At 30.0% G+C, this 24,457-nt stretch carries 26 protein-coding genes and 1 tRNA gene; 18 read left to right on the forward strand and 9 right to left on the reverse strand.

All coding sequences use genetic code 11. From position 1 onward, the window contains the following. Nucleotide 1: 1 nt before the first annotated feature. A complete protein-coding gene (locus tag Q0L44_RS07560) occupies nucleotides 2-739 on the reverse strand; it encodes a DUF6503 family protein (protein ID WP_296637215.1) in 738 nt (245 codons plus the stop codon). A 104-nt stretch (nucleotides 740-843) separates the two neighbouring features. Between Q0L44_RS07560 and smpB the strand changes: the two genes are divergently transcribed. The 4 genes from smpB (at nucleotide 844) to Q0L44_RS07580 (ending at nucleotide 3,577) form a co-directional block, all read left to right on the forward strand. Beyond that, nucleotides 844-1,305: an SsrA-binding protein SmpB gene (gene smpB / locus Q0L44_RS07565; protein WP_296637628.1), complete on the forward strand. Its 462-nt coding sequence runs from the start codon at nucleotides 844-846 to the stop codon at nucleotides 1,303-1,305. Further along, a complete protein-coding gene (locus tag Q0L44_RS07570) occupies nucleotides 1,298-1,876 on the forward strand; it encodes a Maf family nucleotide pyrophosphatase (RefSeq protein ID WP_296637218.1) in 579 nt (192 codons plus the stop codon). The genes smpB and Q0L44_RS07570 overlap by 8 nt, the downstream gene beginning before the upstream one ends. Before the next feature lie 114 nt (nucleotides 1,877-1,990). Beyond that, a complete protein-coding gene (locus Q0L44_RS07575; RefSeq protein WP_296637219.1) occupies nucleotides 1,991-2,944 on the forward strand; it encodes a transketolase family protein in 954 nt (317 codons plus the stop codon). Between the two features lie 39 nt (nucleotides 2,945-2,983). Beyond that, on the forward strand, nucleotides 2,984-3,577 hold the full coding sequence (locus Q0L44_RS07580; protein WP_296637221.1) for an outer membrane beta-barrel protein: 594 nt from the start codon (nucleotides 2,984-2,986) through the stop codon (nucleotides 3,575-3,577). Between the two features lie 53 nt (nucleotides 3,578-3,630). Here the strand turns inward: Q0L44_RS07580 and bcp are convergent, their stop codons facing one another. Beyond that, nucleotides 3,631-4,083: a thioredoxin-dependent thiol peroxidase gene (bcp, locus tag Q0L44_RS07585; RefSeq protein ID WP_296637222.1), complete on the reverse strand. Its 453-nt coding sequence runs from the start codon at nucleotides 4,081-4,083 to the stop codon at nucleotides 3,631-3,633. A 120-nt stretch (nucleotides 4,084-4,203) separates the two neighbouring features. Here bcp and nth point away from each other — a divergent pair, with 120 nt between their 5' ends. Then, nucleotides 4,204-4,860: an endonuclease III gene (nth, locus tag Q0L44_RS07590; RefSeq protein ID WP_296637224.1), complete on the forward strand. Its 657-nt coding sequence runs from the start codon at nucleotides 4,204-4,206 to the stop codon at nucleotides 4,858-4,860. A gap of 305 nt (nucleotides 4,861-5,165) precedes the next feature. Here the strand turns inward: nth and Q0L44_RS07595 are convergent, their stop codons facing one another. Continuing rightward, nucleotides 5,166-5,753 carry a sigma-70 family RNA polymerase sigma factor gene (locus Q0L44_RS07595; RefSeq protein ID WP_296637225.1) on the reverse strand — a complete coding sequence of 196 codons (588 nt, stop codon included), beginning with the start codon at nucleotides 5,751-5,753 and terminating at the stop codon, nucleotides 5,166-5,168. 216 nt (nucleotides 5,754-5,969) lie between these two features. Here Q0L44_RS07595 and uvrA point away from each other — a divergent pair, with 216 nt between their 5' ends. The 4 genes from uvrA (at nucleotide 5,970) to Q0L44_RS07615 (ending at nucleotide 10,240) form a co-directional block, all read left to right on the forward strand. After that, the gene (gene uvrA / locus Q0L44_RS07600) at nucleotides 5,970-8,759 is read left to right on the forward strand and encodes an excinuclease ABC subunit UvrA (protein WP_296637227.1); all 2,790 of its coding nucleotides are present in this window, start codon (nucleotides 5,970-5,972) and stop codon (nucleotides 8,757-8,759) included. 303 nt (nucleotides 8,760-9,062) lie between these two features. Then, nucleotides 9,063-9,437, forward strand: a complete 375-nt coding sequence (locus Q0L44_RS07605; protein WP_296637228.1) for a metalloregulator ArsR/SmtB family transcription factor — start codon at nucleotides 9,063-9,065, stop codon at nucleotides 9,435-9,437. Further along, a complete protein-coding gene (gene merTP / locus Q0L44_RS07610) occupies nucleotides 9,434-10,033 on the forward strand; it encodes a mercuric transport protein MerTP (protein ID WP_296637230.1) in 600 nt (199 codons plus the stop codon). The genes Q0L44_RS07605 and merTP overlap by 4 nt, the downstream gene beginning before the upstream one ends. Then, a complete protein-coding gene (locus Q0L44_RS07615) occupies nucleotides 10,034-10,240 on the forward strand; it encodes a GDCCVxC domain-containing (seleno)protein (protein WP_296637231.1) in 207 nt (68 codons plus the stop codon). 327 nt (nucleotides 10,241-10,567) lie between these two features. Here the strand turns inward: Q0L44_RS07615 and Q0L44_RS07620 are convergent. The 3 genes from Q0L44_RS07620 to Q0L44_RS07630 form a co-directional block, all read right to left on the reverse strand. Further along, a tRNA-His gene (locus tag Q0L44_RS07620) sits at nucleotides 10,568-10,643 on the reverse strand. A 52-nt stretch (nucleotides 10,644-10,695) separates the two neighbouring features. Further along, on the reverse strand, nucleotides 10,696-11,412 hold the full coding sequence (gene bshB1, locus Q0L44_RS07625) for a bacillithiol biosynthesis deacetylase BshB1 (protein WP_296637233.1): 717 nt from the start codon (nucleotides 11,410-11,412) through the stop codon (nucleotides 10,696-10,698). Then, entirely contained in the window at nucleotides 11,412-12,566 is a 1,155-nt protein-coding gene (locus tag Q0L44_RS07630; protein WP_296637234.1) for a PLP-dependent aspartate aminotransferase family protein, read from the reverse strand. The genes bshB1 and Q0L44_RS07630 overlap by 1 nt, the downstream gene beginning before the upstream one ends. Nucleotides 12,567-12,638: 72 nt before the next feature. Between Q0L44_RS07630 and Q0L44_RS07635 the strand changes: the two genes are divergently transcribed. The 3 genes from Q0L44_RS07635 to Q0L44_RS07645 are packed head-to-tail and all read left to right on the forward strand — an operon-like array spanning nucleotide 12,639 to nucleotide 14,289. Continuing rightward, entirely contained in the window at nucleotides 12,639-13,355 is a 717-nt protein-coding gene (locus Q0L44_RS07635; protein WP_296637236.1) for a DUF2520 domain-containing protein, read from the forward strand. Next, nucleotides 13,324-13,848: an HAD-IIIA family hydrolase gene (locus tag Q0L44_RS07640; protein ID WP_296637237.1), complete on the forward strand. Its 525-nt coding sequence runs from the start codon at nucleotides 13,324-13,326 to the stop codon at nucleotides 13,846-13,848. Before Q0L44_RS07635 ends, Q0L44_RS07640 begins: the two co-directional genes overlap by 32 nt. Before the next feature lie 18 nt (nucleotides 13,849-13,866). After that, nucleotides 13,867-14,289, forward strand: a complete 423-nt coding sequence (locus tag Q0L44_RS07645; protein WP_296637239.1) for a DUF2147 domain-containing protein — start codon at nucleotides 13,867-13,869, stop codon at nucleotides 14,287-14,289. Between the two features lie 2 nt (nucleotides 14,290-14,291). Here the strand turns inward: Q0L44_RS07645 and Q0L44_RS07650 are convergent, their stop codons facing one another. Then, the gene (locus tag Q0L44_RS07650; RefSeq protein ID WP_296637240.1) at nucleotides 14,292-14,933 is read right to left on the reverse strand and encodes a protein-L-isoaspartate(D-aspartate) O-methyltransferase; all 642 of its coding nucleotides are present in this window, start codon (nucleotides 14,931-14,933) and stop codon (nucleotides 14,292-14,294) included. A 179-nt stretch (nucleotides 14,934-15,112) separates the two neighbouring features. Here Q0L44_RS07650 and Q0L44_RS07655 point away from each other — a divergent pair, with 179 nt between their 5' ends. The 3 genes from Q0L44_RS07655 (at nucleotide 15,113) to Q0L44_RS07665 (ending at nucleotide 17,642) form a co-directional block, all read left to right on the forward strand. Further along, nucleotides 15,113-16,099: a Gfo/Idh/MocA family oxidoreductase gene (locus Q0L44_RS07655; RefSeq protein ID WP_296637242.1), complete on the forward strand. Its 987-nt coding sequence runs from the start codon at nucleotides 15,113-15,115 to the stop codon at nucleotides 16,097-16,099. Between the two features lie 7 nt (nucleotides 16,100-16,106). After that, nucleotides 16,107-16,994: a 3-hydroxybutyryl-CoA dehydrogenase gene (locus Q0L44_RS07660; RefSeq protein WP_296637243.1), complete on the forward strand. Its 888-nt coding sequence runs from the start codon at nucleotides 16,107-16,109 to the stop codon at nucleotides 16,992-16,994. 93 nt (nucleotides 16,995-17,087) lie between these two features. Next, complete coding sequence (locus tag Q0L44_RS07665; RefSeq protein WP_296637245.1) at nucleotides 17,088-17,642, forward strand: acyloxyacyl hydrolase; 555 nt, start codon at nucleotides 17,088-17,090, stop codon at nucleotides 17,640-17,642. A gap of 44 nt (nucleotides 17,643-17,686) precedes the next feature. On the opposite strand, the gene Q0L44_RS07670 is transcribed toward Q0L44_RS07665, so the two are convergent. Then, nucleotides 17,687-18,160, reverse strand: a complete 474-nt coding sequence (locus tag Q0L44_RS07670) for a Dps family protein (RefSeq protein WP_296637247.1) — start codon at nucleotides 18,158-18,160, stop codon at nucleotides 17,687-17,689. 93 nt (nucleotides 18,161-18,253) lie between these two features. Between Q0L44_RS07670 and Q0L44_RS07675 the strand changes: the two genes are divergently transcribed. Beyond that, nucleotides 18,254-19,195 carry a hydrogen peroxide-inducible genes activator gene (locus Q0L44_RS07675; RefSeq protein ID WP_296637248.1) on the forward strand — a complete coding sequence of 314 codons (942 nt, stop codon included), beginning with the start codon at nucleotides 18,254-18,256 and terminating at the stop codon, nucleotides 19,193-19,195. Nucleotides 19,196-19,289: 94 nt separating this feature from the next. Here Q0L44_RS07675 and Q0L44_RS07680 read toward each other — a convergent pair whose 3' ends face one another. Continuing rightward, nucleotides 19,290-20,909, reverse strand: coding sequence for an ATP-binding cassette domain-containing protein (locus tag Q0L44_RS07680; protein ID WP_296637249.1), 1,620 nt, complete (start codon nucleotides 20,907-20,909; stop codon nucleotides 19,290-19,292). A gap of 182 nt (nucleotides 20,910-21,091) precedes the next feature. Between Q0L44_RS07680 and Q0L44_RS07685 the strand changes: the two genes are divergently transcribed. After that, nucleotides 21,092-22,483, forward strand: a complete 1,392-nt coding sequence (locus Q0L44_RS07685; protein WP_296637251.1) for a hypothetical protein — start codon at nucleotides 21,092-21,094, stop codon at nucleotides 22,481-22,483. A 141-nt stretch (nucleotides 22,484-22,624) separates the two neighbouring features. Next, nucleotides 22,625-24,433 (forward strand): DEAD/DEAH box helicase, encoded by a 1,809-nt coding sequence (locus Q0L44_RS07690; RefSeq protein ID WP_296637253.1) that lies wholly within the window; start codon nucleotides 22,625-22,627, stop codon nucleotides 24,431-24,433. The last annotated feature ends 24 nt before the right edge of the window (nucleotides 24,434-24,457 follow it).

The following is a 24,457-nucleotide window of genomic DNA, read 5'->3' on the forward strand; positions in this document are numbered from 1 at the left end:
TTCAATTAAAATCAACTTCTATATCTTCTAATATTATTTCAGAAACCTTTTCTAATTTACTGTTTTCAAAAGATGTATCTAAATTAATTAATTCGGTTTTTTTAGTAATAGGTTTATAATTATAGTAATCTACAAAACGAATTCCTTTTACGAAGCATTGTTCTTTTAAAGTGCGGAATCTTTTTCCTCCACCATTAGTTTCATAAGCATAAGCTAAATAATCGATTAGAAACGTTTCTTGATTAACCCAATAAATAAAAATATCATTAAAATCTTCTCCTCCTCCATTTTCATCAAAAGTAATTTCTATTTTATAATAGGGAACTCCATTTACAGTATTTGAAGGCAATAACTTTTTACGAACAGCTTTATCATTTAATCCAAAAGGTAAAACCGAAAAATAATGAACAGAGTTAATAGAGTTACTGTAATTAGTAATCATTGAATCTACAACCTTAGTTGGTTTTTTGTTGATAAACCTTTGGTAGCTGGTATTTGAAATAAATTCATCTATAAAAAAAGAATCTTTTTTAAAAGTTCTAAACAATTTAAAAAGTCCATTTTTTCGAATTGCTTTATATTTTTTATCTCTAAATCGAAATGAAATTTCTGAAATAGTAACTTTATGAGCTCCAGAAGCATAAATACTTTTATCTATAATTTCTTGAGCTGTTAAATTAACTTTATTAGGTTTGCATGAAATAAAAAGAGCTACTACTAGTATGTATATTAAGCGCATTGAATGAGTTTTTATGAAAAAAATGTCGTTACTAAACGTCAAATTTACATTTCTTTCTCTAATCTAATAATGTATCTTTGTATAAAATAAAAGCAGACTTAGAATTGCAGAAAAAAATAAACATACAAAATAAAAAAGCACGTTTCGAATTTGAAATTCTAGACAATTATGTTGCTGGAATTCAATTAACTGGAACAGAAATTAAATCTATAAGACAAAGTCAAGCTAGAATAACAGAGAGTTTTTGCGAATTTAATGAGCGTGGAGAATTGTTTATTGTAAACATGTACATTAAAGAATATATGTATGGCAATCACTTTAACCATAAACCAAAAAGCGAAAGACGTTTACTTCTAAATAAACGAGAACTTAGGAGTCTTAAAAAAGATGTTGAAGCTAAAGGTAATACTATAGTACCTCTTAAACTTTTTATTAACGATAGAGGTTTTGCTAAGTTAGAAATAGCCCTAGCAAAAGGAAAGCAAACGCATGATAAGCGAAATGTTATTAAAGATAGAGATAACAAAAGGGATTTAGCAAGAATAAAGAAAAGCTTCAATGCTTAGAGAAAAATTAAAAAATTATACTATTATTTTAGCTTCTGGGTCTCTTAGAAGGCAGCAATTTTTAAAGGATTTAGATATTGATTTTATTATCAACACAAAACCTGTAGATGAAATTTATCCTATGCATTTGCAAGGTACTGAAATAACAGATTTTTTAGCAGATTTAAAGTCCAAAGCATTTACTGAGTTAGATGAAAAGGATGTATTAATTACTTCAGATACTATTGTTTGGTTAAAAAACAAAGCCTTAGGTAAACCTAAAGATAGAGACGATGCTTTTAACATGTTGCAAAGCCTTTCTAACAAAACACATGAAGTAATAACTTCTATTAGCATAAAAACAAAACACACTCAAAAAATTATAAACGATACAACCTTAGTAAGCTTTAAAAAATTGACTAACGAGGAAATTAATTATTACATAGATACCTACAAACCTTATGACAAAGCTGGTGCTTACGGAATTCAAGAATGGATAGGTTTTATAGGTATCGATACTATAGAAGGTAGCTATTATAATGTGGCAGGTTTTCCTGTTCATAAGCTATATGATGAGTTATTGCGATTGTAAGCAGTAACTTCCTCACAAACTGTTAAAAAGTCTTCTTTCTTATCTTAAAAATAACAACTATAAAGAAAAATAAAAGTTTATTTTTACCAAAATTTTTACAACAATATATTTATAATGAAAAAATATACATACACAGAAAAAAAAGATACACGTTCAGGCTTTGGTGACGGTTTAACTGAATTAGGAAGAACTAATCCAAACGTAGTTGCTTTATGTGCAGATTTAATTGGTTCTTTAAAAATGGATCAGTTTATAAAAGAAAATCCAGAACGTTTTTTTCAAGTAGGTATTGCAGAAGCAAACATGATTGGTATTGCTGCTGGTTTGACAATTGGTGGTAAAATACCTTTTACAGGTACTTTTGCTAACTTTTCTACTGGTAGAGTTTATGATCAAATAAGACAATCTGTTGCTTATTCTGGTAAAAACGTAAAAGTATGTGCATCTCATGCAGGTGTTACCTTAGGTGAAGATGGAGCTACACACCAAATATTAGAAGACATTGGTTTAATGAAGATGTTACCAGGAATGACAGTGATCAACCCTTGTGATTATAACCAAACAAAAGCAGCAACTTTAGCCATTGCAGATTTTGAAGGGCCAGTTTATTTACGTTTTGGACGTCCAAAAGTTCCGGTATTTATGCCTGAAGATGCTAAGTTTGAAATTGGTAAAGGTATTCAGTTAACAGAAGGTACAGATGTTACTATAGTTGCTACTGGACATTTAGTTTGGGAATCTTTACAAGCAGCAGAACAATTAGAAGCAGAAGGTATTTCTGCAGAAGTAATAAACATTCATACTATCAAACCCTTAGATGAAGATATTATTTTAAAATCTGTTGCAAAGACAAGGTGTATAGTAACTGCAGAAGAACATAATAAATTAGGAGGTTTAGGTGAAAGTGTTGCAAGAACACTAGCCTTAAAAACTCCTACTCCACAAGAATTTGTAGCAACAAATGATACTTTTGGAGAATCTGGAACACCTGCCCAATTAATGGCTAAATATGGGTTAGACTCAAATGCCGTTATAAAAGCAGTTAAAAAAGTAATTTCTAGAAAGTAATTTCGTTATATTTAAGGAAGTTTAATTAATAAAAATGATATGAAGAAAGTAATTTTAGTAGTGTTTTTGGCCTTAGGATTAAGTCAAGTTTCAAATGCACAAATCGATTTTGGTATTAAGGCTGGTATCAATTACAACAATAATGGAGAAGATGCTTTTAAAGATGCTACAAATAATATTGCAGAAGGTGCTAGTGCAAAAACAGGATACCATGCAGGAATTTGGTTTAGAGGTAAATTACCAATTTTAGGTTTATACTTAAGACCAGAAATCATCTATACAGAAGTGAAGTCTGAGTTTGAAGTCTTAGCAGAAGACTATAATTTTAAAAAATTAGATGTTCCTGTTTTAGTAGGTAAAAAAATATTAGGATTTGCACACGTATTTGCAGGTCCTTCTTTCCAGTATATTTTAGAAGACAAAATAGATTTTAGTAGTTTTTCTACAGATGAATTTGATAAATTTACATTAGGCTTGCAATTTGGTGCTGGTGTGGAGTTTGATAATATTGGAATAGATGTTCGTTGGGAAAGAGGCTTATCTGCTTCTGAAGCAAGATTTACAAACAACACAAATATTACTGTTGATAATAGAACAAATCAAATTATTTTTGGAGTTTCTCTAAAGTTCTAAGAAGACACAAAATATTACAAAAAAAGGAAGCAAAGTATTACTTCCTCTTTTTTTTAACTTAAAATCTGAGCTGTATGCTCCTTAGTTTTTACCTTAGAAATAACTTCTTCTATTAACCCATTTTCATCGATAATAAAGGTAGTTCTATGAATACCATCGTACTCTTTACCCATAAACTTTTTAGGCCCCCAAACACCAAAGGCATTAATTACAGTTTTATCTTCATCAGCTAATAATGGGAATTTTAATTCATTTTTATTAATGAAATTTTGTTGTCTTTTTGCAGAATCTGCACTCACTCCTAAAACATCATACCCTTTGCTTAGAAAAATCTGATAATTATCACTTAAATTACAAGCTTCTGCAGTACAACCAGGTGTACTTGCTTTAGGGTAAAAAAATAGTACTAATTTTTTACCTGAGTAATCAGACAACTTAATCGTATTTCCTTTTTGATCTTTGGCTTCGAAATGTGGAGCTGTATCCCCTACTTTTAATGATGTCATTTTTTTGATTTTAAATTAACAATATGTGAAGTTATAAAGTAAAATTGATTCTAAAAACTTTTTACATTACAACTTGTAAATCTTTAGAAACTTTTAACTTTACTTTTTTAAAAATATTTTATGACAAAGTCAGAAAAAGTAAATTTTGTAATTAAAACGTTACAAGATTTTTACCCTAAGATACCTATTCCATTAGATCATTCCGATCCGTATACACTATTAATTGCTGTATTATTATCTGCTCAATGCACAGACGTAAGAGTAAATCAAATAACACCTTTACTTTTTGCGAAAGCCAATAACCCGTTTGATATGGTTAAAATGTCTGTTGCTGAGATTAAAGAAATTATTCGTCCATGTGGATTATCTCCAATGAAATCAAAAGGAATTTATGGGCTTTCTAAAATACTAATCGAAAAATATAATGGTCAAGTTCCTGAGTCTTTTGAAGCTTTAGAGGAACTACCTGCTGTAGGACATAAAACAGCTAGTGTAGTTATGAGTCAGGCATTTGGAGTGCCAGCATTTCCAGTAGATACTCATATACATCGTTTAATGTATAGATGGAATTTAACCAATGGAAAAAATGTAAATCAAACAGAAAAAGACGCTAAACGCTTATTTCCAAAAGAAAACTGGAACGATTTACACTTACAGATTATTTGGTATGGTAGAGAATACTCTCCTGCACGTGGATGGAATTTAGACAACGATATTATAACAAAAACAATTGGTCGGAAATCAGTTTTAAACGAATATTATAAGAATAAAAAATAGGCACTAACTGTCACATTTGTCTAATAAGATAATAAATAAGAGTTTCTTAATATACAGGGAGCTCCATTAAAAAAAGCTTCAACAATGTTGAAGCTTTTCCACTCTTAATTCAAATTAAATTCAATGAAATTTTTTGATTTGGTTTTTATAATTGCTAGCGATTTGGAAAAATTAATCAAAAATTGAACTGTTTCTTTTTTAGGTTGCACCTGTATATCAGATGACTTTTTTGAGTAAAGTTGCATCATATAGTCTATTTAGTATCTTGTTTATAAATTAGTAACGATGCATTTTTAAAAATATTGCTAGTTCATTAAAATAATTTTATGTTTTTCTATTAATTTACGCATATTAATTAATGCATAACGCATTCTACCTAACGCAGTATTAATACTTACACCTGTATTTTCACTTATTTCTTTAAAACTCATATCTTTATATATGCGCATTACAAGTACTTCTTTTTGTTCTTCAGGTAGTTCATTAACCAAGTCTTTAACATCAGAAAAAATTTGTTCTTGTATTAGTTGTTTTTCAGCATTTAAACTTCCATCGCCCAAAACCGAAAAAATATCAAATTCATCTGTATTTCTAAAGGCTGGCATTCTGTTAGACTTTCTAAAATAATCTATCACCAAATTATGAGCAATTCGCATAACCCAAGGTAAAAATTTACCCTCTTCATTATATTTACCTTTCTTTAATGTTTTTATAACTTTAATAAAAGTATCTTGAAAAACATCTTCTGTGATGTCTTTATCCTTTACTTTACTATAAATAAAACTAAATAAACGTTGTTGATGTCTATTGATTAAAATGTTTAATGATGCTTCGTGACCTTTAATATACTTAGACACTAGTATACTGTCTGAAATTGTTTGTTTTTGAACCATAATACTACTTTTTTAGATGAACTGAGCAGAACATCTATTTTGTTATAAACAATAATTTTAAAAGTAGTTTTAAACTATAGGCTTCTAATTTTGTGTAAGTTAAAGTGTAAATATAAACTATATTTTTTGTAAACCAAATAATTTCACAAAGACACCCAAAAACTTTTTCTGTTTCATTAAAATTAATGGTATTTTTATAACTTATTATTAAATTAAATGAAGACCGATATTTCCAGTATAAATCCAAAAAAAAACATCATTATTAAGGGTGCTAAACTGCACAATTTAAAAAATATAGATGTTGTTATTCCTAGAAATAAATTAGTTGTTATTACGGGTTTATCTGGGTCTGGTAAATCTTCTTTAGCTTTTGACACATTGTATGCAGAAGGACAAAGAAGGTATGTAGAAAGTTTAAGTTCTTATGCACGTCAGTTTTTAGGTAAATTAGATAAGCCTAAAGTAGATTATATTAAAGGAATTGCACCAGCCATTGCAATAGAGCAAAAAGTAAACTCTACCAATCCAAGATCTACAGTAGGCACATCTACAGAAATATATGATTATATAAAACTTTTATTTGCACGAATTGGTATAACCTACTCTCCTATTTCTAATAAAGAAGTAAAAAAAGATACAGTATCAGACGTCGTAAATTATATAAAAAACATTCCATTAAATACTAAATTGTTATTACTTTCTCCCATTATTATTCATGAAAACAGAGATTTAAAAACAGTATTACAAGTTTTAGAACAACAAGGATATGCTCGTTTAAAATGGAAAAGTAAAGTATATAGAATTGCCGATTTACCTCAAAAAGAATATAAAAATGAGCCTTTATTTTTAGTTGTAGATCGTATAGTAACAAAAGAAGATGAAGATTTTTATAATCGTCTTGCAGACGCCATTCAAACTGCATTTTTTGAAGGTAATGGTATGTGTTTAATTGAAAACTTAGCAAGTGAGACAATTACAGAGTTTAATAACAAGTTTGAGCTAGATGGCATGAGTTTTTTAGAACCTAATACACATCTATTTAGTTTTAACAACCCTTATGGAGCTTGCCCAACTTGCGAAGGTTATGGAAATGTTATTGGTATAGACGAAAATTTAGTAATCCCTAATACTGGTTTATCTATTTTTGACGATGCTATTTTTCCATTTAAAACACCATCATATGTTCATTATAAAGAAGATTTAATTGCGGTAGCATATAAATTTAACATTCCTATACATAAGCCATGGTTTCAACTAACAGATCAACAAAAGGAATTGGTTTGGAATGGTAACAAACACTTTAATGGCATACATTATTTCTTTACTGTTTTAGAAGAAAAAAGTTACAAAATACAAAATCGGGTAATGCTTTCACGTTATCGAGGAAAAACAAAATGCACTACATGTGATGGAAAAAGACTGAGAAAAGAAGCCAATTATGTAAAAATTAATTCTAAAACCATTTCTGATCTAGTGTCTTTACCATTAGACGAATTAGCATTATTTTTTAAAGAATTGCAACTTACCTCCTATCAAGAAAAAGTTGGTAAACGCTTGCTAACTGAAATTAACAACAGATTGCAATTTTTAACAGATGTTGGCCTTTCTTATTTAACCATAAACCGAACTTCGAATACACTTTCTGGCGGTGAAAGTCAAAGAATAAATTTAGCTACCTCTTTAGGAAGTTCTTTAGTAGGCTCTATGTATATTTTAGACGAACCCAGTATTGGTTTACACCCAAAAGATACAGAGCGTTTAATAGGAGTGCTTAAAAATTTAAGAGACCTAGGCAATACTGTAATTGTTGTAGAGCATGATGAAGATATCATGAAAGAAGCAGACTACATCATAGATATTGGTCCGGAGGCAGGCACCTATGGAGGAAACGTAGTTGCCGAAGGTACCTACAAACAGCTTTTAAAATCAAACTCACTTACAGCCAAGTATTTAAATGAGGAATTAAAAATCGAAATTCCAAAAAAACGTAGAACAACAAAACATAAAATACAGATTACAGGCGCAAGAGAACACAACTTACAAAATATAAATGTTACTTTCCCTTTAGAAAGTTTAACGGTGGTTACTGGCGTCTCTGGTTCTGGTAAAAGTACTTTGGTAAAAAAAATAGTTTACCCTGCTTTACAAAAACAACTACAAGGCTATGGAGATAATATTGGACAACATACTGCAATTAAGGGCGATTTTGATACTTTAAAAAGTGTCGAATTTATAGATCAAAACCCTATTGGACGCTCTTCTAGATCTAACCCTGTTACATACATTAAAGCTTATGACGATATTAGAGCATTATTTGCTAATCAAAAGTTGGCAAAAATTAGAAATTTTAAACCAAAACATTTTTCATTCAATGTGGAAGGAGGACGATGTGAAACCTGTAAAGGAGAGGGAGAAGTTACTATAGAAATGCAATTTATGGCAGATGTGCATTTAGAATGTGATGTTTGTAATGGAAAAAGGTTTAAAAAAGAAGTCTTAGAAGTTACCTTCGGCAATAAAAATATCGCCGATATTTTAGCATTAACTATAGACGATGCAATTGCATTTTTTGATGAGAATTTAACACCTAAAATTGCAAAAAGATTAAAACCCTTACAAGATGTAGGTTTGGGTTATGTTACTTTGGGGCAGTCTTCGTCTACCCTATCTGGCGGTGAAGCACAACGTATTAAACTAGCCTCTTTTTTGGTAAAAGGGACTACAAAAGATAAAACATTATTTATTTTTGATGAACCTACTACAGGCTTACATTTTCACGATATTAAAAAATTATTGAAATCTTTTAACGCACTTCTAAATAATGGGCATTCTATTATAGTAATAGAACACAATATAGAATTAATTAAATGTGCAGACTATATTATAGACCTTGGCTTAGAAGGCGGTAAAAATGGAGGAGAATTAATTTTTGAAGGAACACTAGAAGAGATGATAACCAATAAAAAATCATATACTTCAAAGTATTTAGCAGAAAAGAGACAATAAAGATTAAAAGGGTATCTCCTTTTTAAAAAACGCTACTGTACTCATAAAACAATAAAATTGTTACGGATAATGAATACGAAAAAATAACGTTATCCCGCAGATTTTAAATAAAAAAGCATACTCTTATGCAGATATAACTAGTTACCCATAAGCTGAAAACCAGCCGCACATTTTAGCACTTTCGGTTTTTCCCAACACTCAAATCCAATGCTCTAAAAACCAAAAGAGTTAAAATTTCGCCAACGCTTTTGAAATACGTATTTAAGTATTTGCTTAAATAAGAAATAAGCGTAACTTTGTTATATGGAAAATAATTCTTACATAAGACAACAAGCCGATATTGAACAAATAAACCGTTGCAAAGACATAGTTTCGGAATTAAACGAATCGTTCGACTATTTAGCGAACGGACTTTCATTAGTTGGAAATAGCGTAAGACTTAAAATACTTTACCTACTCTTTGAAGAAAAAAGACTTTGCGTTTGTGATTTAAGCGACATTCTCGGAATGAACATTTCTGCTATTTCTCAACACTTGAGGAAAATGAAAGACAGAAATTTATTAGAAACTGACAGAGAAGCTCAAACGATTTTTTACTCACTAACTTCTCAATACTCAACATTACTAAATCCATTCTTTGAGATACTTGATAAAAACAAAATTTTAGAAACGATATGAAAAGTGAAAACAAATTAATTGGTGCAGGTTTGTTAACTGCAATTACAGCTTCCTTATGTTGTATTACACCAGTTTTGGCTCTAATTGCAGGAACAAGCGGAATTGCTTCTACATTTTCTTGGATTGAGCCATTCAGACCTTATCTAATTGGACTGACAATTTTGGTTCTTGGATTTGCTTGGCATCAAAAACTAAAACCACAAAAAGAAATGGACTGTGAATGCGAGACGGGCGAAAAACCAAAATTTATTCAATCAAAAAAGTTTTTAGGAATCGTAACTGTATTTGCAATTGTAATGTTGGCTTTTCCATACTATTCAATAATTTTTTATCCAAATACAGAAAAGCAAATAATCGTAGTTGACAAATCAGACATAAAAACAACTGAATTTAAAATCAGTGGAATGACCTGTGCGAGTTGCGAAGAACACGTTAATCACGAAGTAAAGAAAATCAACGGAATTGTAAACTCAAAAGCGTCATACGAAAATGGAAATGCAATCATTGAATTTGACAAATCAAAAACTAGCGAAACTGAAATTAAGAATGCAATTAACTCAACAGGTTATAAAGTAACCGACAGAAAAGAAAATTAAATGGAAACTATATTAAAATCAGAAATCACTTGTCCAAACTGCGGACACAAAAAAGTAGAAGGTATGCCAACAAACGCTTGTCAGTTTTTCTACGAATGCGAAAATTGTAAAACGGTTCTGAAACCAAAAGAAGGAGATTGTTGTGTTTATTGCTCTTACGGAACTGTTCCTTGTCCACCAATTCAAGAAAATAAAAGTTGTTGCTAAAAAATAAATAAAACGACATACAACACCGTGTATAATTAATTGCTTTGGCAAGTGACTATTTGGAAAATTACTTTGGAAATTTCTCGGGTTCGGATTTGTTTACTAATTTAATTGCTTAACCATGCAACTAACCATACACAATCACGTTGTAACACATTATGATCCGTCCTGAATAAAGGCTACTCAATTTTAAACAACTTGTCCAAAATAATAAAGTAACTGACCTATTTATATTTTAAACAAGAATGTAATAAATGAAGAATGAAGTTGAATTCTTTTAATTTATAATACTAAAAAAGCCTTCTCATAGAGAAGGCTTTGCATTTAGGGTGGAAGATGGGGCTCGAACCCACGACTTTCGGTACCACAAACCGACGCTCTAACCAACTGAGCTACAACCACCATTTGTTTGCGAATGCAAATATACTTCTTTTTCGTATTTGTAAAAGAAAAAATTAAAAAATTTTATCTAAATTTTTAACTGCAATATAACGCTCTGTTGTAAAGCCTTCTGCATGCGAAACACCAATTAACCTTCCTAAATCTCTTGCTCTATATTGAACACTATCTATGAAGTTTCTACTGGTAATTGGAGTTTCTGGTTCCTTATTTTTAGGATTAAAAAACTGCGAACTATAAGCTAAAACTGCCTGTATTTTTAAATCTATAAAACCACTAACATCTACTACAAAGTCTGGTTTTATGTCTTTCCATTGAATGTAATGATAAACATTTTCTGGCCTCCATTTTTCCTGTGCTTCTCCATTAATAGAAGTTTCAATTTTTAATAATCCACTTAAAAAACATGCATCAGAAACTAACTTACTTCCTTTACCATGATCTAAATGTCTGTCTTCTTTTGCGTTGCATAAGACTATTTTAGGTTGATATTTTCGGATCATTTTAATTATTTCAAGCTGGTTTTTTTTATTATTTTCAAAAAAACCATCCTCAAAACATAAGTTTTCTCTAACAGAAATTCCTAAAATTTCAGCAGCGTTTTTAGCCTCTATATCTCTTAAATCTGCAGAACCTCTTGTACCTAACTCTCCCCTAGTTAAATCTACAATTCCAACTGTTTTACCCAAAGATATTTCTTTAGCTAAAGTTGCACCACAACCTAACTCCACATCATCTGGATGCGCACCAAATGCTAATATATCTAACTTCATTATTTTGATTTTTTTATGGCTTGCTCTATATCTGCTATTAAATCTTCAGGCTCTTCTATCCCTACAGAAAATCGAATTAAACCCTCTTTAATACCTCTTTCTAAACGTTCTTCTTCATTTAAAAGTGCATGTGTGGTTTGCGCAGGACTAACTGTTGTACTCTCTAAACCAGCTAGACTCATAGAGGGTTTAATTATTGCTAAATTATTTTGAAAAGTCATTGCATCTATGCCTTCTTTAAGCTCAAAAGACAACATTGCCCCAAAACCTTTCATTTGCTTTTTAGCCAATTCATGTTGAGGATGACTTTTTAATCCTGGATAATACACTGAATCAATATCTGAACTTTGTTTTAAATATTCAGCCATTTGTTGCGCATTTTTTGTTTGCTCTTTAACTCTTAAGTTCAATGTTTTTAAACTTCTTTCTAACATCCAAACAGTCTGATCACTTAAGTTACCACCGAAATTAATAGCAGTTTTCCAAATTTGCTCAATATACTCATGAGAAGCAGCAATGGCACCAGCTGAAATATCAGAATGCCCTCCCATGTATTTTGTGGCCGAGTGAATTACAATATCAATTCCAAAATCAGCAGGATTTTGGTTTATTGGTGATGCAAAGGTATTATCGATCATCATTAGAATATTGTTTTCTTTAGCAATGCTACTAATAGCTTCCATATCTGTAATGCCTAATAATGGGTTAGATGGCGTTTCTATATAAATTACTTTAGTGTTCTTTTTGATTAACGCTTTAAAATCGACAGCTTTATCAGATTCTGTGAAAGAATATTCTATTCCATACTTATCAAATTCAGAAACTATAAAGTTATAGGTTCCTCCATAGATCACTTGCTGCACAATTACATGATCTCCTTTTTCTAGAAAGGTTAACATTGCAGATGAAATTGCAGCCATACCAGAACTAAAAATTAAACCAGCCTCTGTATTTTCTAAAGCTGCAATTTTTTTGCACAGCATTTCTTGATTTGGGGTATTGTAATAACGTGGATACCGCTTTACTTCTACTCCATCAAAAGCATAAGAGGTAGACATGTACATAGGTGATACTGCACCTTTAAATTGCTCATCCTTTACCTCCCCAACATGCACACAAGTTGTGTTGATTCCTAACTTATTAGTATTTTTCATAAAATTGTTTCTATTTGCTAAATTAACAATTCTTAAAAACATGTTGTCTTAAAATTTCAATATCTTCGTAATATGATATCCGTTTTAATTATTGGTAATGGAAATGTAGCAAATCACTTGTTTAATGCGTTAGTAAACGTAAAAAAAATAGTGGTTAAAAAAATTAATTCTAGAGCATTAGAACAAATACCTACAGCAGATATTACAATTCTGGCTGTTTCTGACGACGCAATTAAAGAAGTATCTTCTAAAATAAACAATCCATTTATAGTTCATACCTCTGGTAGTACTAGTATAAATGATTTAAAAAACACTTCAAAAAAAGGGGTGTTTTATATGCTACAAACCTTTACAAAAGAAAAAATAGTATGTTTTAAAAGCATTCCCTTTTGTTTGGAAGCTGATCATCCTGAAGAGCTACAATTATTAGAAGAATTGGCTACGTATTTAGGTGGAGCTAGCTATCGTATTAATTCAGATCAAAGAAAAAAATTACATGTTGCTGCTGTTTTTGTAAATAATTTTACAAACCATATGTATGCAATTGGTCATGATATTTGTCTAAAAAACAATATTCCTTTTAAAATACTTTCTCCATTAATACAAGAAACTGCAACTAAAATAGAAGCGCTAACACCAAGAGAGGCGCAAACTGGTCCTGCAATTAGAAATGACACATCTACTTTAAACAACCATCTTCAATCATTAAATGAAGAGCAACAGAAAATTTATAAAATAATTACAAAATCTATCCAAAATGGAACTGAGTTACAAACAACTATTACCTAAAATTTCAACTTTTATTTTTGATGTCGATGGCGTTTTAACCAACGGAATGTTAACTATTATGCCAGATGGTGAACTGGTAAGACATATGAACGTAAAAGATGGGTATGCCATGAAAATTGCTTTAAACAAAGGTTTTAGAGTTTGTATTATTTCTGGAGGAACAAACCAAGCCGTAAAAAACAGACTTTCAGCACTTGGCATAGAAGACATCTATTTAGGAGCCCACGATAAAATACATCAATACAAAGAAATAGTAAACAAATACAACTTAACTCCAGAGCATATTTTATACATGGGAGATGATATACCTGACTTACCTGTAATGCAAAAAGTTGGAATGCCGTGTTGCCCAAATGATGCTGTCCCTGAAATACAAAATGCATCTAAATACATTTCGAATTTAAAAGGTGGTAATGGTTGTGTCAGAGACGTTATTGAACAAGTCTTAAAGGTACAAGCAAAATGGGATAACTATTTTGATGCAGAAGCTTAATAATTAAAACTACATACAATGAAAAAACATTTAACAATAGTAACTTTACTTTTTGCATTCACACTAAATGCACAATCTATTTTTGGAAAATGGAACTCTACCAACGATGAAACAGGTGAAGTAGACTCTGTAATAGAAATCTATAAAAAAAACAATAAGGCATTTGCTAAAGTTGTAAAAATAATAGATTCTTCTAGACAAAACTCAGTGTGTACTGCCTGTGAAGGTGAAAATAAAAACAAAAGAATTTTAGGGCTAGATATCTTAACAGGTTTAGAAAAGAATGACTACGAATGGTCTGGAGGAGAAATTTTAGATCCAAGAAATGGAAGTGTATATAATTGCTATATAAAACTTGTAAAAAAAGATAAATTAAAAATCAGAGGTTTTATTGGCGTTGCTATTTTTGGTAAAACAAAGTATTGGGAAAGAGCAAAATAAAATTAATTTTTTTTCTCTAACATGGGTACAAAAGCAAAATCACCCAATTCTTGTTTTTCAAACTCTTTTTGAGATTTTCTTATAAAGAGCGTCATTATTTGGGTCTCATTACCAACAGGTATTAATAGCTTACCTCCTATTTTTAACTGTGCTAATAAGGGGTTCGGTACAAATGGTGCACCTGCTGTAACAATTATTTTGTCGAATGGTGCTTCTTCTTGCAAACCTTTATAACCATCACCAAAAATAAATCGCTTTGGCTTTACCCCTATCTTAGGTAAAAATGAAGCAGTTTTCTTAAATAGTTCATGCTGTCTTTCTATTGTATACACTATTGCTTTTAAATGTAATAATACTGCAGTTTGGTATCCAGAACCTGTACCTATTTCTAATATCTTTTCTGATGGTTTTACCGCTAATGTTTGTGATTGAAAAGCTACAGTATAAGGTTGTGAAATAGTTTGCTCAGCAGCAATTGGAAACGCTTTATCTTGATAAGCGTGAGACTCAAAACTAGAATCTATAAACAAGTGTCTTGGAATTTTACGAATAGCATCTAACACATTTTGATCTGTTATGCCTTTAGCTTCTAGAATCTTTGCTAGCTGATTTCTTAGTCCTTGATGTTTTGCTGTATCTTTCAATGATTTGATTATTTCTAGAGTCTAAAAATAGTAATATTTATAATTATACTCTTATAAAATTGTATCTTTGTAGATGGTTTATTTTTAAGTTTAAATTTCTAAAAAATAAAGCGTACTTACTGAGTTAAATAGCTTTTCTTTTTAGCTCTTTTCTATAACAGATTTAAAAATTTAACAATATGCTTAAAGTTGGTGTTTTAGGAGCTGGTCATTTAGGAAAAATACATCTTCGCCTCTTACAAGAATCTAGTAAATATGATTTAGTGGGTTTTTATGATCCATCAAAAGAAAATTCAAAAAAAGTAGTAGATGAGTTTGGATACAATGCTTTTGAAACTATTGATGACCTGATAGAAGTTGTTGATGTTGTTGATATCGTTACCCCTACACTATCTCATTTTGAATGCGCAGAGCGTGCTATAAAAAAAGGAAGACATATTTTTATAGAAAAACCTATTGCTAAAACCGTATTAGAGGCAGAAGCTATCAAAACACTTGCGAGCCAGTATCACGTAAAAGGGCAAGTTGGCCATGTAGAACGATTTAATCCTGCTTTTAAAGCTGTAAAAGATAAAATAAACAATCCTATGTTTATTGAAACGCATCGTTTGGCTGAATTTAATCCAAGAGGTACAGATGTACCAGTTGTTTTAGACCTAATGATTCATGACATAGATATTATATTATCGGTTGTAAATTCTAAAGTAAAAAACGTATATGCGAGTGGAATTTCTGTAATTTCAGAAACACCAGACATTGCTAATGCTAGAATTGAATTTGAAAATGGATGTGTTGCTAATTTAACAGCAAGCAGAATATCTATGAAAAACATGCGAAAAACTCGTTTTTTTCAAAAAGATGCCTACATATCTGTAAATTTTTTAAGTAAAGAGTCAGAAATTGTAAGAATACAAGATGCTCCTAAAAATTTAGACGAATTTGCAATGGTACTTAAAAATGACGAGGGTGTAGAAAAACAAATCTATTTCGAAAATCTTGAGGTTACCAATAATAATGCAATTTTAGATGAATTAGAAACATTTGCAAACGCAATTACTAATAATACCACACCAATAGTTTCATTACATAATGGTACAGAAGCTTTGCGAATTGCACAATGGATCATTGATTGTTTTAAGACAGAAGAAGATTTAAATAACAAATAACATAATTATGAAAAATATAGCTGTAATAGGAGCTGGAACCATGGGAAATGGTATAGCACACACTTTTGCTCAATTTGATTATAATGTTCAACTAATAGATGTATCTCAAAAAGCACTAGACAAGGGAATAGCTACCATTACTAAAAACTTAGGTAGAATGGTAGCTAAAGAAAAAATTAGTGAAGAAGATAAAAAGAAAACGCTTGCTAATATAACTACCTATACCTCAATAAAAGAAGGAGTTAAATATGCAAGCTTAGTTGTAGAAGCTGCTACTGAAAACCTAGTTCTAAAATCAAAAATTTTTAGGGAGTTAGATGAAGTTTGTGCTAAAGACACCATTTTAGCAACAAACACATCTTCTATATCAATAACTCAAATTGCGGCAGAAACTAATAGAGCTGATAAAGTAATTGGAATGCACTTTATGAATCCTGTACCTGTTATGAAACTTGTAGAAATTATTAGAGGATACAATACCTCTGATGAAGTAACTAATTTTATTGTAGACCTTAGTAAAAAAATACAAAAAACTCCAGTAGAAGTTAATGATTATCCTGGTTTTGTGGCCAATAGAATTCTAATGCCAATGATTAACGAATCTATAGAAACGTTATACAATGGTGTTGCCGGTGTTGCTGAGATTGATACTGTTATGAAACTAGGTATGGCACACCCTATGGGACCACTTCAATTAGCAGATTTTATTGGTTTAGATGTTTGTCTATCTATTTTAAATGTTATGCACACAGGGTTTAAAAATCCAAAGTATGCCCCTTGTCCACTTCTAGTGAATATGGTGATGGCTGGTAAGTTGGGTGTAAAATCTGGTGAAGGTTTTTACGACTACTCAGAAAATAAAAAAGCCGAAGAAATAACTAAAATGTTTAGCTAAATAATTATGAAAAATAATTTACTAATTCTTTTTATTGCATTAATCTCTTTTAAAAGTATTAGTCAAAATTCTATTATAAATAAATTAAAGCCTATGAAAATAGGCTTTTTATATGCCTTTGGTTCAAATGAACGTTTCTTTAATGATGATCCAGATTATACGTACACAGCAAAAATTGTAAAAGGACAAGCTTATTATAATTTAGGAAATTGGAAGTCTTTAGATTTTGAATTAATTATTCAGCCGCAAGTACAGTTTTTAAGACATCAACTAATAAATAGTTTTTATGTAACTCCAGATCAAGAGAACTTTCAAGAAAAAATAGCAGAGTTTACTAAAAAGAAAAACATGAATTTATATGCCTTAGAATTTGGGTTTTCTGCAAGTAAAAATATCGTTGAAAAATTAGATATTCAAGCAGGTATTAGTCTCGGGTTTTCCTATATAAATACTCGTTCAGAACGTTTGGCAAAAGGATTTACCTTTATTGAAAACTTTTCTCTAGGATTAAAATACAAAATAATTAAGAATCAAATTGTGCATTTGGGATCTTATATTGGTCATGTATCTAATCTAAATTTTCAAAAACCTAATGATGGATACAACCTTTTAGGTTTTCAATTGGGTTATGCAATTGTATTAAACTAGAAAGAGGACCATTGACCCTCTTTTTAATAGTTTTTTATCTATTCTTATTTGCCTAACCAAGAATTTAACAGCCAAATTGTTTTTTCTTGAGCTGCTATAAAATCGCTCATCATTGCGTTGGTTCCTTCATCCTCTAATTCGTCAGATAATGATAGAATAACTCTTTCTATTTTTAAAAGCTCAGATAACGAAGTTACAACTAGTTTAACCGCTTGCTCATCATTAGAAATATCTTTACCAACAGGAACACTACTATTTGCGATATAGTCTATAAAGGTGTGTAAAGGTTTACCTTGTAATGTTAAAATGCGTTCTGCAATCTCGTCAATTTTAACTTGACTGTCTGTGTAAAACTCCTCAAATTTAAGATGCAAATCAAAGAAATTTTTTCCTTTAATATTCCAATGTAAACCTCTTAAGTTTTGATAGTAAATCTGAAAATTCGCCAATAAACCATTTAAATGCGCTACTGATTTTTTTGTATTAGCTTCCTCTAATCCTAATATATTTTTATTCATTTATCATGTTTTTTCAAATTTATTAAAAAAAAACAAACGCTTAACTATAATTAATATTGATAGATTTAATATCTTTATCAGAAATTACTATATATGACATTTACACAACTTAAATATGTTTTATCTGTTGCCGAATACCAAAATTTTACTGTTGCAGCAGAGCACAGTTTTGTAACACAGCCTACACTTAGTATGCAAATTCAAAAGTTAGAAGATGAACTTAATGTACAAATATTCAATCGATCTAAAAAACCAATTGAACTTACAGATGTAGGAAAAAAAATTGTTGAACAGGCTAAAGTGGTTGTCGATGAAAGTAATCGAATTCTAGATATTGTTCATCAACAAAAAGGATTTATTGGAGGCGAATTTAAACTTGGAATAATACCTACTATTATGCCAACATTATTGCCAATGTTTTTAAATAACTTTACAAAGAAATATCCAAAAGTTAAACTTATTGTTGAAGAACTTACTACAGAAGAAATTATTAGAAAATTAACCGATGGGCATATTGATGCTGCTATTGCTGCTACTCCTTTAGAAAACGAGGCCATAAAAGAAAAGCCTTTATACTATGAACCATTTGTAGGTTTAATTCCTCACAATCATAGACTTTTTAAAAACAAGTTTATTGAAGTAAATGAATTAGAAATGGAAGATATTCTTTTACTAGAAGATGGACATTGTTTTAAAGATAATATTTTAAACTTGTGTAGAGCTCATAAGATTGATAACAAAAAAGGGTTTCAATTACAAAGTGGAAGTTTTGACACCTTAATTAAACTTTCTAAAGAAGGTTTAGGAATGACTCTTTTACCATATTTACATACCTTAGATTTAAACGATTCTGACAAACAGTTTTTACGAGAATTTAAAAGTCCTCCTCCTGCAAGAGAGGTTAGTTTGATCTATCATAAATCGCAATTAAAAATGCAGTTAATAGAAGCTTTAAAGAAAACTATTGATGGTGTTGTACTAGGTGCAATTTCTTTTTCTGATGTAAAAATTATAAGTCCGTTGCAGAAAAAATAAAAATATAATATGCTGTTTTACAGAAAATAAAAAACCATTATCTAAACTTTTAGTTTACATAATGGTTTTTTATTTTATTTTGTAAATATTCTATTTAAGAATACACAGAATCTCTTAATTCTTTAATTTTAGGATCAGATAAATAATCATCAAAAGTTGCATATCTATCAATAGCTCCTTTAGGTGTTAACTCAATAATTCTATTCGCTACAGTTTGTGCAAATTCATGATCATGTGTAGAAAATAAAATTGTTCCTTTAAAGTTGATTAAGGAATTATTTAATGCTTGAATAGATTCTAAGTCTAAGTGGTTTGTTGGTTCATCTAACATTAAAATATTAGCTCTTTTCATCATCATTTTAGATAACATACATCTTACTTTTTCACCTCCAGAAAGTACATTACTTTTCTTTAGAGCTTCTTCACCAGAAAAAATCATTTTACCTAAAAATCCTCTTAAGTAAACTTCTTCTCTCTCCTCTTCAGTTTGTGCATATTGTCTTAACCAATCTACTAAGTTTAAATCTCCATTTTGAAAATACTCAGAATTATCAAGTGGTAGATAAGATTGTGTTGTTGTTACACCCCAAGAATATTTACCAGCATCTGCAGATTCATTACCTGAAATAACTTGATAAAATGCTGAAATGGCTCTTGAGTTTTTAGAGATAATAGCTACTTTATCTCCTTTATTTAAATTGATATGAATATTATCAAACAATTTTTCACCTTCAAAATCCTTACTTAAACCTTCTACATTTAAAATTTGATCTCCTGCTTCTCTATCTCTATCAAAAATAATTGCTGGATAACGTCTACTAGAAGGTTTTATATCTTCTACGTTTAATTTATCAATCATTTTTTTACGAGAAGTAGCTTGCTTAGATTTTGCTACGTTTGCAGAGAATCTACGAATGAATTCCTCTAATTCTTTCTTTTTATCTTCTGCCTTCTTGTTCTGTTGTGCTCTTTGTTTTGCTGCTAACTGACTAGATTCATACCAAAATGTATAATTACCTGAATAATGATTAATCTTACCAAAATCAATATCAGAAATATGAGTACAAACAGCATCTAAAAAGTGTCTATCATGAGATACAACAATTACACAGTTATCAAAATTGGCAATAAAATTTTCTAACCAAGCAATAGTTTCGAAATCTAAATCATTGGTAGGTTCATCCATTATTAGAACATCAGGATTACCAAAAAGTGCTTGTGCAATTAACACACGTACTTTTTGCTTACCATCTAAATCTTTCATTAATGTGTAATGTAAATCTTCAGATATTCCTAAGTTAGATAACATTGCTGCTGCATCAGAATCTGCATTCCAACCATTCATCTCTTCAAAAACAATTTGAAGTTCTCCTATCTTTTCTGCATTTTCGTCTGTATAATCTGCGTAAAGCGCATCAATCTCTTTTTTTATTTTAAAGAGATCTTTGTTGCCCATAACCACAGTTTCTAAAACTGGATATTCATCATAAGCATAGTGATCTTGGGTAAGTACAGACATTCTTTTACCTGATTCTAGATGCACCTGACCAGAAGTAGGATCCATCTTTCCAGAAATTATTTTTAAAAATGTAGACTTACCTGCACCATTGGCACCAATAATTCCATAACAATTTCCTGTTTGAAATTTGGTGTTTACTTCATCAAACAAAACACGTTTACCAAACTGAACAGATAAATTAGATACTGATAACATAAGACTTTTTTAGTTTTTGCAAAAGTAGTAAATTGATTTCTTTTTATAGAAAATTAGCATGTATTTTTAATTTATAAATCATTTACAATACCTGTTATTATTCCTATCATTTTTAACAACGTATTAACAAGAGCAACCCTCATGAATAACTATTTTTGTAGAATCTATACTTTATAATTTTTATGTATAAAAAATTAGTATTCTTAATCCAAATATGTACGTTATCAATTTTTATCAGTTGCAATAAAACTGATAAAGAAAGAGCAACTTATTTTGGTGGAAAAATTGTAAATCCAAAATCTAATAATGTTGTGTTATATTCTATGGAAAAAGTAATTGATACTTTTTTATTAGATGAAAATCATAAATTTATTGGAAAGATTAAAAATGCAAAAGAAGGCTTATATTATTTTGTTCATGGCAATGAGAATCAATATATCTATTTAGAGCCAAAAGACAGTTTAATGCTTAGACTAAATACTTGGGACTTTGATGAATCTTTGGTTTTTGCAGGATCTGGAGCAGAGAGAAACAACATACTAATTGATTGTTTTTTAGAGGATGAAAAAGAAAAACAAAAATTTTATGAATTAAATAAAAGAGAGCCTAAAGTATTTAAAAAAACTACCGATTCTCTTCTAGAAACTAAGGAAGTAATCTTCAATGAATATGTTATTAACCATCCAAATGAAACAAAAGGTTTTTTTGACATTTTAAAAATTGCACTTACCTTTCCTATCTATTCACGTTTCGAAAGGTATCCAATACTATACGCTAAATACAATGTAGATGGTAAATTCCCAGAAATAAAAAAGGATTTTTACGTATTTAGGAATAACTTAGATATTAACAAAGACACTTTAATGTATTTTCCTCCGTACTCTAGGTATATTAAAAATTACGTTTATAATGAAACATATGCATTAGGGCATAAACCTATGAAACGGAAGTATACACAAAATTTTACTCTAGATTTATTACAAATTATAGATGACAAAATTAGCTCTGAAAGCACAAAAAATGCCTTCTTAAAACAAACTTTAGTGAGTCATTTTTATAACAAATCTTCAGATCAGGTAAACTTAGAAGCTTTTCAAATGTTTTTAAAATCATCTACTAATGATAAAGATAGAAATACAATACAAAGCTTATTAAACGACTCAAAAGCCTTACAACTCGGAAATAAATTACCAAATTTTGAAATTACAGATTTTAATAATACCAAACATTCAATTCAAAAGTTAATAAAAAGAAGAAAAACTTTTTTGCTGTTTTGGAATCCAGAATACGTATCTAAATCTTACATTTCATCTCGTTTATTATATTTATCTAGTAACTATCCTAATATCACCTTTTTTGTTATTAAAACAAACGGTTCAGATGATGAGAAAATAGAAAAGATAGATATTAAAAATCAATTTTACATTAATTCTGATAATTTTGCGCAATCATTCTTAAGCAGTAGAATGACGAGAACTATACTTGTTGATAGAAATGCAACCGTTGTAAATGGCTTTGCTTCATTGTATTCTAACAACCTAATTCCTTATCTAGAAGAACTGAATAAAAATTAAAAATCGCATTACTCTTCTAATTCATTTATTTTATACTACATTTGCACGATTTTATTTTTGAGCCTAACTCATTTAAAATCAGGTCGAAATTAATAATCAGGTTTACAGGTGGGCGTTCTGTGAATCTACAAAATCACAGAAATGTCAACATTTAAAGAAATAGGGCTAAAAGCACCTATAATCAAAGCGTTAACAGATTTAGGTTACGAAAAACCAACTGTAATACAAGAAAAAGCAATTCCACAAATAATATCTTCTGATACAGATTTAAAAGCATTTGCACAAACTGGTACAGGTAAAACTGCTGCCTTTAGTTTACCAATATTAGAGCTTTTAGAAGAAGATAATAATAATGTACAAGCAATTATATTATCGCCAACAAGAGAACTTGCAGTTCAAATTGGTAATAATATTAAGGACTTTTGTAAATATTTAAAAAATGTAAAAGTAACTACTGTTTATGGTGGTTCTAGTATGGAAGATCAAATTAGATCTTTAAAAAGAGGTTCTCAAATTGTTGTTGGAACTCCAGGTAGAACTGTAGATTTAATTAACAGAAGAGCTTTAAAATTAGGTAATGTAAGATGGTTGGTTTTAGATGAAGCTGATGAAATGCTTAATATGGGCTTTAAAGAAGAGCTAGATAAAGTATTAGAAGCTACACCAGAAACTAAGCAAACCTTATTGTTTTCTGCAACCTTCCCTAGAGAAGTAGAGGCAATTGCAAAAAATTACATGACAACTCCTGTAGAAGTTACTTCTGGAGAAAAGAATTCAGGTTCAGAAAATGTAAGTCATGAGTTTTATGCAGTTACAGAAAGAACACGTTATCCTGCATTAAAAAGAATTGCAGATTTAAATCCAGATATTTATGCAATTATCTTTTGTAGAACTAGAAGAGAAACTCAAGAAGTTGCAGATAACTTAATTAAAGATGGTTATAATGCAGATTCTTTACACGGAGATTTATCTCAAGCACAGAGAGATTCTGTTATGGGTAAATTCAGAAAGAAAACCATTCAGATTTTAGTAGCAACAGATGTTGCGGCTCGTGGTTTAGATGTAAATGAATTAACACATGTAATTAATCATAAATTACCAGATCAAATAGAAAACTACACACATAGAAGTGGTAGAACTGGTAGAGCAGGTAACAAAGGTGTATCTATTGTCTTAGTAAATAATAGAGAAAAAGGTAAATTGCGTGTAATAGAACGTATCATTAAGCAAAAATTTGTTGAAGGAAAAGTACCTACAGGAAAAGAGATTGTAGAAAATCAATTAATGAATTTAATTGATAAAGTAAATGACACCAAGGTTAATGAATCTGAAATTACAGAGTTTTTACCTAGCATTTATGACAAATTAAAAGACCTAGATAGAGAACAATTAATACAAAAGTTTGTTTCTTTGGAATTCAACACAATGTTAGCATATTACGAAAACTCTAAAGATTTAAATGATTTAGGCAGAGAAAATTCTAGATCTAGAGCAACTGCAGATAACATGACTCGCTTCTTTATCAATATTGGTAGAAAAGATAGCTTGAACCCAGCTAAACTAATTGGTTTAATTAATGACCAAAATATTGGAGATAAGATAGAAATTGGTGCTATAGATATATTAGATACTTTTTCTTTCTTCGAGATTGATAAAAACTTTGAAAGCGAAACTTTAGATGCGTTTGCTTCTAATCAACCAGATTTTGACGGTAGATCTGTAAATGTAGAAATTACCAAAAAAGAACGTTCTGGAGGAGGAAGAAGAGGAAAAAAGAAATCTTTTGGTAAAAAAGACGGAGGTTTTGGACACAGAAGAAGCGCAGAAGGTTCATCATCTAGAAGAAGTTCTGATAATGGTGGAGGAAGAAATAGAAGTGATAGAAAATCTTCATCATCTAGATCAGATAGAAAACCAGGAGGATTTGGAAGAAAAAGAAGAGATTCTTAGAAAAATAAAAAAAGTTCAAGATAT

Origin of the sequence: Polaribacter sp., from assembly GCF_024639685.1 — a bacterium.
In the GTDB taxonomy this organism is placed as follows: domain Bacteria; phylum Bacteroidota; class Bacteroidia; order Flavobacteriales; family Flavobacteriaceae; genus Polaribacter.

Bases quoted from the DNA above. Each gene is read 5' to 3' on its own strand.
- Q0L44_RS07560 (WP_296637215.1), bottom strand. From the start codon at position 739: ATGCGCTTAATATACATACTAGTAGTAGCTCTTTTTATTTCATGCAAA.
- Q0L44_RS07570 (WP_296637218.1), top strand. From the start codon at position 1,298: ATGCTTAGAGAAAAATTAAAAAATTATACTATTATTTTAGCTTCTGGG.
- Q0L44_RS07575 (WP_296637219.1), top strand. From the start codon at position 1,991: ATGAAAAAATATACATACACAGAAAAAAAAGATACACGTTCAGGCTTT.
- Q0L44_RS07580 (WP_296637221.1), top strand. From the start codon at position 2,984: ATGAAGAAAGTAATTTTAGTAGTGTTTTTGGCCTTAGGATTAAGTCAA.
- bcp (WP_296637222.1), bottom strand. From the start codon at position 4,083: ATGACATCATTAAAAGTAGGGGATACAGCTCCACATTTCGAAGCCAAA.
- nth (WP_296637224.1), top strand. From the start codon at position 4,204: ATGACAAAGTCAGAAAAAGTAAATTTTGTAATTAAAACGTTACAAGAT.
- Q0L44_RS07595 (WP_296637225.1), bottom strand. From the start codon at position 5,753: ATGGTTCAAAAACAAACAATTTCAGACAGTATACTAGTGTCTAAGTAT.
- uvrA (WP_296637227.1), top strand. From the start codon at position 5,970: ATGAAGACCGATATTTCCAGTATAAATCCAAAAAAAAACATCATTATT.
- Q0L44_RS07605 (WP_296637228.1), top strand. From the start codon at position 9,063: ATGGAAAATAATTCTTACATAAGACAACAAGCCGATATTGAACAAATA.
- merTP (WP_296637230.1), top strand. From the start codon at position 9,434: ATGAAAAGTGAAAACAAATTAATTGGTGCAGGTTTGTTAACTGCAATT.
- Q0L44_RS07615 (WP_296637231.1), top strand. From the start codon at position 10,034: ATGGAAACTATATTAAAATCAGAAATCACTTGTCCAAACTGCGGACAC.
- bshB1 (WP_296637233.1), bottom strand. From the start codon at position 11,412: ATGAAGTTAGATATATTAGCATTTGGTGCGCATCCAGATGATGTGGAG.
- Q0L44_RS07630 (WP_296637234.1), bottom strand. From the start codon at position 12,566: ATGAAAAATACTAATAAGTTAGGAATCAACACAACTTGTGTGCATGTT.
- Q0L44_RS07635 (WP_296637236.1), top strand. From the start codon at position 12,639: ATGATATCCGTTTTAATTATTGGTAATGGAAATGTAGCAAATCACTTG.
- Q0L44_RS07640 (WP_296637237.1), top strand. From the start codon at position 13,324: ATGGAACTGAGTTACAAACAACTATTACCTAAAATTTCAACTTTTATT.
- Q0L44_RS07645 (WP_296637239.1), top strand. From the start codon at position 13,867: ATGAAAAAACATTTAACAATAGTAACTTTACTTTTTGCATTCACACTA.
- Q0L44_RS07655 (WP_296637242.1), top strand. From the start codon at position 15,113: ATGCTTAAAGTTGGTGTTTTAGGAGCTGGTCATTTAGGAAAAATACAT.
- Q0L44_RS07660 (WP_296637243.1), top strand. From the start codon at position 16,107: ATGAAAAATATAGCTGTAATAGGAGCTGGAACCATGGGAAATGGTATA.
- Q0L44_RS07665 (WP_296637245.1), top strand. From the start codon at position 17,088: ATGAAAATAGGCTTTTTATATGCCTTTGGTTCAAATGAACGTTTCTTT.
- Q0L44_RS07670 (WP_296637247.1), bottom strand. From the start codon at position 18,160: ATGAATAAAAATATATTAGGATTAGAGGAAGCTAATACAAAAAAATCA.
- Q0L44_RS07675 (WP_296637248.1), top strand. From the start codon at position 18,254: ATGACATTTACACAACTTAAATATGTTTTATCTGTTGCCGAATACCAA.
- Q0L44_RS07680 (WP_296637249.1), bottom strand. From the start codon at position 20,909: ATGTTATCAGTATCTAATTTATCTGTTCAGTTTGGTAAACGTGTTTTG.
- Q0L44_RS07685 (WP_296637251.1), top strand. From the start codon at position 21,092: ATGTATAAAAAATTAGTATTCTTAATCCAAATATGTACGTTATCAATT.
- Q0L44_RS07690 (WP_296637253.1), top strand. From the start codon at position 22,625: ATGTCAACATTTAAAGAAATAGGGCTAAAAGCACCTATAATCAAAGCG.